This is a genomic window from Bacillus salitolerans (assembly GCF_042680805.1).
Classification (GTDB): Bacteria; Bacillota; Bacilli; order Bacillales; family SA4; genus Bacillus_CJ; species Bacillus_CJ salitolerans.
On the sequence record NZ_JBHUEM010000039.1, the window covers coordinates 55,450 to 63,770 of the forward strand.

Consider the following 8,321-nt stretch of genomic DNA (forward strand, 5'->3'; position numbering starts at 1 on the left):
TTATACCTCGATTGGTAAGATCAGGTTCATATCTCCAAATTCGTGCCAAAGGTATCCTTGTTTTAACGCTGCTTCATAAGCATGGATAAGTTTCTTTTTCTCAATAAGAGACGTGAGAAGATCTAAATGACTCGCTTCAGGTTCATGTAATCCTGTAATTAGACCATCTATAGCTTTCAGTTTCATACCTGCTTTAATATATAATCTTGTCGTTCCTTCTCCACTACGAACATGTCCGTTATCGTCTGCCACGGTCTCAATCGCACGTACAACGGTTGTTCCGACAGCTATAATTCTTCGTCGATCTTTTTTCGCCTGATTAATAACCTTTGCAGTATGCAAAGGAATATGAAATGCCTCTGGGTGATTCGTTGGATTTGGCCAGCGATCATTCCCGTAATAGCTGAGACCAGCATGTAGCTGCAGGATGACGACCTCAATTCCCTTTTTCTTTAATCGATTTAAAAGTTGCCACGTAAAGGCACGTCCGGCAGATGGCATTTCTACTGATCCAGGGACAGAAGCGTAAACTGTCTGGTACGCTTCAAGCGGCCATGGATGCTCAATATATTCGTAACGGATGGGCTCACCATATTTGTAAATAAATTGATAGAAATCAGCTCCACCTACTGAAAATGAAAGTACTACTAACGGTCGTTCACTACCTTGTCCTTCAATTGTTGCCGTAACCTCATTCGAAAATTCAATACATTTAGTATTGGAATAGATCCCTCCTACAATAAGTGCTTCCCATGTTTGAGCTGAAACCCTTCGTGATAAACGAATTTCTACTTCTCTTTTTCCTTGCTTGCCCTTTAATACGGCAGGGATGGTCCGGCTATTATTGAGTACAACGACATCGCCAGGTTGTAAGAATGAATCTAATTCATTAAAATGGTGATTAGAAAATTGTCCTGTCTTACGATCAAGCACCATCATCCTGACTGAATCTCTACTTTTACCCGTTAATTCAATTGGTATATTCGCACTCTGAGTCGTTGGAATTTCAAATTGCTCATTCGCTAATGTCATTTCTCACCACTTCCTTTCGATTCTAAGAAGCTTTGTGCTTCAAATCTTTGACCATTTACTGCTATTGATTGGTCTGAACCTAAATATAGAAAGACACCTACAACTTCGTTTGGTTCAGCAAGCTCATAGTCACAACTAGGAACAGCAATGTCATGCATCTCCGTGTTCATTTCACCGGGATCTACCATATTTATTCTTACACCTGTTTCTTCCAGTTCTTCTGCCCATGTTTGAGTTAAACCTTCTACCGCAAACTTTGATATCCCATATGCGCCCCACTCAGCAAATCCTGTTCTCCCAGCCTCTGACGTTACATTAATAACAGATCCTTCATTTCTAGACAGCATCCCTGGCAATACTCGTTTCGTAAGTAGAAACGGGTTCATGACATTCACGCTGAGTACCTCTTCAAACTTTTCAGCTGAGTAATCTAACAACAACTTCGGGCCATGCCCAAATATTGAAGCATTATTAACAAGAACATCTATTTGCCCATAAACATTTTCGACTACGGATACAAACCGATCGACATCCCGTATTTTGGCGACATCTGCAATCACAGCAATTACTTCTGCTCCCATGCTTTCTAGCTCTTTTTTCACCTGTTGCAAAGCTTCTTCGCCTCTTGAACAGATTGCAAGACGATACCCTTCCTTCGCAAACGCAATAGCTAATGCCTTCCCCAGCCCTTTTGAAGCCCCCGTAATCATCGCAACCTTTTGATTTCCCTTCATCCTTCATCTCTCCTTCAACCGTCTTCTTACTTTCATTATAAGAAGAACAACACCTACCCGAATCATGTGAAAGATGGAATAATCTCTACAACTTTAGAACGAAGTGACAGTCACTTCCCGAAGTTTGTCGAAACTTTTCTTTTCAATGACATTTACTGGTACGAAACTGCATTATTCGGATAAAATAAAAAAAAGAAGTCTCCCCCATATCTTTTCATGCGTGCTAATCGTTTTAAAGGGTAGAGACGTTACTGAAGGAGTGATCACAGTGTATAACGAGCTTAGAGAGGGGTCTATGGATCATAAAGAAAAGAAAAGTCATGTTTCAGAGGAAGTACTAGTAGAATTCTATCCAAGACTTCGTCAGTATTGTCATTTTCTAACGCAGAGTAGCTGGGATGGTGAGGACCTTGCTCAAGAAGCCTTATTAAAGGTATGGAAAAAATATGGTAGCAACGAGGACGTTACTTCATCATTACTCAATAAAGTTGCTCATAATCATTGGGTTGACACACTCCGCAAACGTGGCAAGGAAACCGTAGAGCGCGTGCCAGAAAAAGCGTTAGATGAAATGATTCAAGTGGATAACCGGGATGAAACCATACAATTGCTGTTAAATATTCTAACACCAAAACAGGTCATCATGTTTACGTTAAAAGAAGGATTTCAGTACCAGCTTTCGGAAATTGCGGACCTTCTTCAAACAACGGAGACAGCTGTAAAAGCGACCATTCACCGAGCTAAACAAAAACTCGAAAAGCGTGAATCACTAAACCGGAATCCACTCGTCGACCAATACTGGGATAATGAAGAGAGAGGTAGAATCGAAACCGTTGTACATGAAGCCTTGACCCGCCAAGATCCTACGATCATTATAAAGAGCATTCCTTCTATCCATTCTCTAAAGAAGGAACATACAAATCCAATCTTCTCGATGCACAAATTGCGTCACTTTACTTCTCCTTCAAGTTTCGCTCGAATGGCAGCCTAGTAAAAATTACATGTTTACTAGCTCAATAAAACGAGGGAGGCAATTAAATATGAATACGATTCCTTATGTTGTGGAACAATCTAGTCGTGGAGAACGCTCGTACGATATTTACTCAAGGCTTTTAAAAGACCGGATTATTATGATTGGTGATGAAATAAATGATGCAGTGGCAAACAGTGTCGTTGCACAGCTGTTATTCCTCGCAGCGGATGACCCGGACAAAGATATCTCTCTATACATTAACAGCCCTGGTGGTTCGACAACAGCTGGATTTGCAATATTTGATACGATGCAATATATTAAGCCAGATGTAAGAACCATTTGTACGGGAATGGCTGCATCATTCGGTGCTATGCTTCTCATAGCTGGAACAAAAGGAAAGCGGTTCGCTTTGCCGAACAGTGAAATAATGATTCATCAACCACTAGGCGGTGCAAGAGGCCAAGCGACTGAGATAGAGATTTCAGCGAAACGAATTCTTAAACTAAGAGAGCATATTAACCAAATTATTGCGGATCGAACTGGACAATCAGTAGAGAAAGTAGCAAATGATACAGACCGAGATTTCTTTATGAGTGCTGAGGAAGCAAAGGAATATGGGATTATCGATGAGGTAATTAAATAGTAGAAAAAAGAAGAAATCGCCAAATTCCATATGAAACTGGTGATTTCTTCTTTTTTATATGAACAAAGTATATTCTTATAAAAGAGCCGTCTTAATGGCAAACAACACTTTTTTCCATAACTAGAGCTCGCTAGTCAACTCGTGGCACTCTCATATTTTAATACAAATAATGGCTTGTCTTGCACCCATTCAGCAAAAAGCACATCCCGGTAATCAGATATATCTTGCTGTTCTAGCTCACTCTTCAGCCATTGTTCGTCAAACCCTACTTCTTTTAAATTTTTTTGAACGACTTCACCATCTAAGATCAGATTAATGGGCAAAGAGACTGAACTGAGAGGGACGTTTAAGTCCTGGTTTTTAGGTGTATCAAAAGCTGGCTTTGGTAAAACACTTACTAATCCGTTCGTCTCAATAATGGCAAACTCCACTTCTTGGAATGAAAAATATCCTTGCTGTCGAATTAAGCTTTGTAATTGATTAATATCGAGCCTTGCCTTTTTTAAGGCATTATATTTTATTTGTCCTTTATGAATTACAATGTTAGGCTCTCCTTCAAGTATCTTTCGTGATCCTTTAAATTTTTGGGTGAGAAACTCTATAAAATAAATCAGTACTCCCCAAAGAGTTACTGCAAATAGGATTTCCGTAATTTTTACTTCATGGTCATAAATGGCATTTCCTAATAATTCTCCTAAAATTAACGCTGAGATAAAGTCAAAGGGTGTAATTTGAGAAAATTGAGTTTTCCCCTGGACCTTCGTCACGATAAACAATAAACCTAAACCGATAGTAATTTCTAGTGCAATAGATAAATAGTGGTTCAAGCTTGCACCTCCCACTTCCATTATGGAAAAAAAAGGAGCACTTAAAACCTCATTTCATGATAAAATGTATCTCCTTGCTCTCGGAATAAATAACCTTTTACATTCCCATTACAGGATGAAATTACAACAATAATAAAGCTACCCATCACTATTGAAATCCATGTGAATCTTCCCAAGATGTACAAACTTACATACATTCTCCGGATAAAGGTGTAAGGCGTATTGTTTTCACCACTCCGAATGAAAAAGACAATTACAACAAACGAAAGCACTAGGGTCATCCAATACTTAATTCCTCCAACTGTATCTTTCACTTGTCTTATGACCCTTTAGTGTGACCATTTCAGCCCGACGACTCCAATAATAATTAAAATGATACAGCCCGTTTTCATCCATGTGAGATTTTCTTGGAATACAAATACACCAATGATAAAGACAAGCATTGTCCCAGCTCCTGACCAAATAGCATAGGCAATGCTAAGGTCAATTGTTTTTACAGCAATTGCAAATAAGGCAAAACATGCACCATAAAACACAAATAGCAGGACACTGGGGATAGGATTTGTAAGTCCATTCGAAAGCTTCATAGAAATGGTTCCAGCTACCTCGAGAAGAATCGTCACAATTAATAATATCCATGCCATGATTTACACCACCTTTGTAAATCTTTTCAACTTTTTACACCTCTGTCTCTTCGAAACCATATGTGATAAAAATCTAACCATCCCTGAGCATTGAGCGTTGCTTCTTGGACCATTGAATCTGAATGCACCCTTGCCTGATTTCGATAAAGAGGAATCACTTGGCACACATCCAAAAGTTTCTTTTCAATTTCCTTTAAGATTGTGAGACGTACCTCTTCGCTATCCGCCTCAAATAGGTGATCTAATGATTTTTCCATATATAATTTCATCTCTTCTCTCATATGACAAAAAATAAAGCTATTACGTGCAAGTATTATGTGCAGGAAATTTCTCTCTATTTCTTCATCAAGACTTGCACTATCATGAAGGATATCTGCTTTTTCAAGTGTTTCTGCCTGTAACAACTCAGTCGCCTCAACATAATGAGATTCAATATGTACTCCATATTTTCCGCACTGCTGCTGAATCCATGTTACATCTTCTTGATGATCCTCGTCGGTAAACGTATACAAGTGAAGTACTTCACCATTATATCCACTCTCAGCCAAAAGCTGTTGAACTGATTGACTTACTATTTCGAACTTGAGAGAATCTCGAAGAAAACCATGGGCAATCTCTTCTCTTGGGCCACCAAGTTCGCTTATTAGTTTTTGACGGTCCAACATGATTGTAAGAGCTTGCCGCAGCTTTATGCTTTGGAGAGGCCCTGTTTTTTTACAATTGAGAGTGAGATACTGTACATTCCATTCTAGCACCCTACTTTGTTTTCTATCAGATGTTTCTTCTTCCTTTTGTAACAACCCAAATCTAACATCGTGAGGTTTATCATCATCCTGCCTTCCCTCCTCAACATTCCAGAGCTCCACAACATCTAGATAGGGCCTGCCCTTAAAATAATGAGAATGTGCGTTTAATTGAATTACAAATTCATTCAATTGTGATAGATAGAAAGGACCCGTCCCAATTAGTAGCGTTTCTATGTCAAAACCATCCGGAACAATAGATAATCTTTCATCACATAGAATCTGTAGGAGAAAGGGATAGGGCTTAGAAAAAGAAATGGCTACCTCTCCTTCATTAATAGCCTTAATGGATGACATTGTTTTCATCATCCACTTATAAGCATTATCCGTCCTTTTTACCCTAATAAGAGAATACACCACATCATGAGCTGTTAACGTTTCTCCATTATGAAATCGAATACCTTTTCTCAGAAAAAAACTCCAATTTTTACATTCTTGATCATGCTCCCAGTAAAAAGCTAAGTGCGGTTCAATTTCCCTTGTCTGTTTGTTGTAACGAACGAGAGTATCACATACCTGTTTCACTATATGACATTCTGAACGAAGGTGGGCATGTAAGGGGTCTAGCGATGCTAACAAATTGAATTGAACCTTTAGACGTAATAAATCTACCTTTTCCTCTTCAACTGATTCGACATGAAAGCCAAATAATGATTCAAACCATTGATCAAATTGCTTTCTTAATGAATCAACATCACCCTCATGCTCAGAGATCATCTTCCTAGCTTCCTTTATCTCTCCTGCTTTTACGAACTCCTTACATCTTTGAATAACGAGATTCGTCGGATTTTTTCGGAAAACAATACGGGAGCGGTTCCCTCTCCCTCTGCCTGGTAACCAGTCTATCCAGCCTTGCTCTACTAATTTTGCAATAACGAGATTACTATTTCGATCTGTACAATATAATAGCTGCGAGATTTCTTTTATTGATATTTCTATTTTTTTGTTAATAGAAGGAGCAATTCCATTAAACAACTGTATATAATGTGTTAATATATTCAACCCTATCACGCCAATTCTGAAAAATCGTAAATTTATCCTATATAAATAAATTATACATTGTACTATTATTAATTTGTTCACTAATAGTTTGCAATTTTTTACAATAGATTGATATAATATTGAAAACATACCATGATACCTAGCCAAAAACAGGGAGGGGATAGTATGAACGACGTAGTATCAACATTAAAAGAACATGTGATGAATAATAAACTCGAGCACCTATTCCCAGAAATTTTAGCTGATGGAGTACAAAACATACCTTTTCAGGATATGTATACTCTTGTAGAAAAGCTCTATAAGAATGATATACCAATGCAAAGACAACAATTAACGCTGTTAATGAATCACACAACCTTAGCAGAAAATCTTAGGGTTGCGATGGAGTTCTATACGATGCATGGGGAGATAGAATTACTAGAAGAACTTGTTAATAGAGAAAAAAGTTCAAAAGATCCACTTAATCGAGAGTGGGCAGAGGTCTATGAAATCGTTGTTCAACGATATAAAGGCGAACTATTCGGAGAAAAGCTAAATCAGATCGTACTTAGTAGGAACAGTCAATCGAAAGAGCTTCATCTACTTCTCTGTATTTTACATATGTTTGGTGTATATGACATTGGAGAATATGAGGCATTTTTCAAAGTGAGTAATGCCATATTGCCAGAAGTGCAGCACTTTGAAAATGAATATATTAAGACATCCTACGAACTTCATTTATATAACCTTTTTTGCTTTAGCCATCTCTTGGCAAATAAAGTGGAAGAGTGCAGACACATTGCTACATGTATTGTGACACAAACACACTACTTGAGATATCCTATAGTCGCTTCAAATGCATATCACGTATTAGCTCAATCTTATATGTTTGAATCATTTGAAGAAAGTATGAAATATATTAAAAGAGCAGAAGAGATCATCTCCATACTTCCAGATAAAAAGAAGGTACAAAAATCGAAAGATATAAATAACACAAAAGAGTTTCTTCGGAGCTATTGGAAGCGTGAGCTAGACTCCAATCCAGATTCATTAGCAGAACTCGCTCACCGACATATCGTTAGAGGGAATATAGATATGGGCATTGATATTCTTGATGAGATTCGAACTAAACAAGGAAATCATTTAACCGCCTTTCAATGGTACTATTATGGCCTTGCTACCAATAATATGGACTGTTTTAAGCAAGCAAAACAAATTTTCACTTCCAATAAGGATAGATTTTTTATTCATATATTAAAAAGTATATAGTATAAAAAGGGAGAGTTTACATGAAAAATTAATCGTTAGTTTCATGTTTGTTGCTCTACTATTCTCTGGATAAGGCTTGTCTACATTTACTTCTACCTTAGACCCTGGTGTACCTATTGGATAATTTATTAGCTCAAATTTGTTCCTATACAAATTTGAGCTTTTTTTATAAGTTAAGCGTACAATGTCAAATACTTTTTTTAAGTTTTAGGGTAACTCAAATACACTTACTGTAATATCCTTTTTTTACAAGTAACAATTAACCAAGTTATCTATGATATAGGTACCACTTTCTTGATTCAGAAATGGGCTATTCACTCGCTTCTTAATCTGCATTGATGCATTCTGGCATAACGTACAAATTTTATTAACGTACTAATCCGCATTTACAGGACGAGTGGGATTAAGCTTAACT

8 protein-coding genes are annotated in these 8,321 nt (G+C 37.6%); 3 read left to right on the forward strand and 5 right to left on the reverse strand.

Going from position 1 to position 8,321, the window contains the following annotated elements; genetic code table 11:
* On the reverse strand, positions 1 to 1,032 hold the full coding sequence (locus tag ACFSCX_RS16860) for an S-adenosylmethionine:tRNA ribosyltransferase-isomerase (RefSeq protein ID WP_377929412.1): 1,032 nt from the start codon (positions 1,030 to 1,032) through the stop codon (positions 1 to 3).
* Positions 1,029 to 1,766: an SDR family NAD(P)-dependent oxidoreductase gene (locus ACFSCX_RS16865; RefSeq protein WP_377929413.1), complete on the reverse strand. Its 738-nt coding sequence runs from the start codon at positions 1,764 to 1,766 to the stop codon at positions 1,029 to 1,031. Before ACFSCX_RS16865 ends, ACFSCX_RS16860 begins: the two co-directional genes overlap by 4 nt.
* 268 nt (positions 1,767 to 2,034) lie before the next feature.
* Here ACFSCX_RS16865 and ACFSCX_RS16870 point away from each other — a divergent pair, with 268 nt between their 5' ends.
* Complete coding sequence (locus tag ACFSCX_RS16870) at positions 2,035 to 2,757, forward strand: sigma-70 family RNA polymerase sigma factor (RefSeq protein WP_377929414.1); 723 nt, start codon at positions 2,035 to 2,037, stop codon at positions 2,755 to 2,757.
* Positions 2,758 to 2,806: 49 nt separating this feature from the next.
* Positions 2,807 to 3,382 (forward strand): ATP-dependent Clp endopeptidase proteolytic subunit ClpP, encoded by a 576-nt coding sequence (gene clpP, locus ACFSCX_RS16875; RefSeq protein WP_377929415.1) that lies wholly within the window; start codon positions 2,807 to 2,809, stop codon positions 3,380 to 3,382.
* Between the two features lie 134 nt (positions 3,383 to 3,516).
* Here clpP and ACFSCX_RS16880 read toward each other — a convergent pair whose 3' ends face one another.
* From ACFSCX_RS16880 to ACFSCX_RS16890, 3 genes are all read right to left on the reverse strand, one after another.
* The gene (locus tag ACFSCX_RS16880) at positions 3,517 to 4,209 is read right to left on the reverse strand and encodes a DUF421 domain-containing protein (RefSeq protein ID WP_377929416.1); all 693 of its coding nucleotides are present in this window, start codon (positions 4,207 to 4,209) and stop codon (positions 3,517 to 3,519) included.
* Positions 4,210 to 4,538: 329 nt separating this feature from the next.
* A complete protein-coding gene (locus tag ACFSCX_RS16885) occupies positions 4,539 to 4,856 on the reverse strand; it encodes a DMT family transporter (RefSeq protein WP_377929422.1) in 318 nt (105 codons plus the stop codon).
* Between the two features lie 23 nt (positions 4,857 to 4,879).
* Entirely contained in the window at positions 4,880 to 6,658 is a 1,779-nt protein-coding gene (locus ACFSCX_RS16890; RefSeq protein WP_377929417.1) for an ABC transporter substrate-binding protein, read from the reverse strand.
* A gap of 165 nt (positions 6,659 to 6,823) precedes the next feature.
* Here ACFSCX_RS16890 and ACFSCX_RS16895 point away from each other — a divergent pair, with 165 nt between their 5' ends.
* A complete protein-coding gene (locus ACFSCX_RS16895) occupies positions 6,824 to 7,906 on the forward strand; it encodes an AimR family lysis-lysogeny pheromone receptor (protein ID WP_377929418.1) in 1,083 nt (360 codons plus the stop codon).
* Positions 7,907 to 8,321 lie beyond the last annotated feature (415 nt).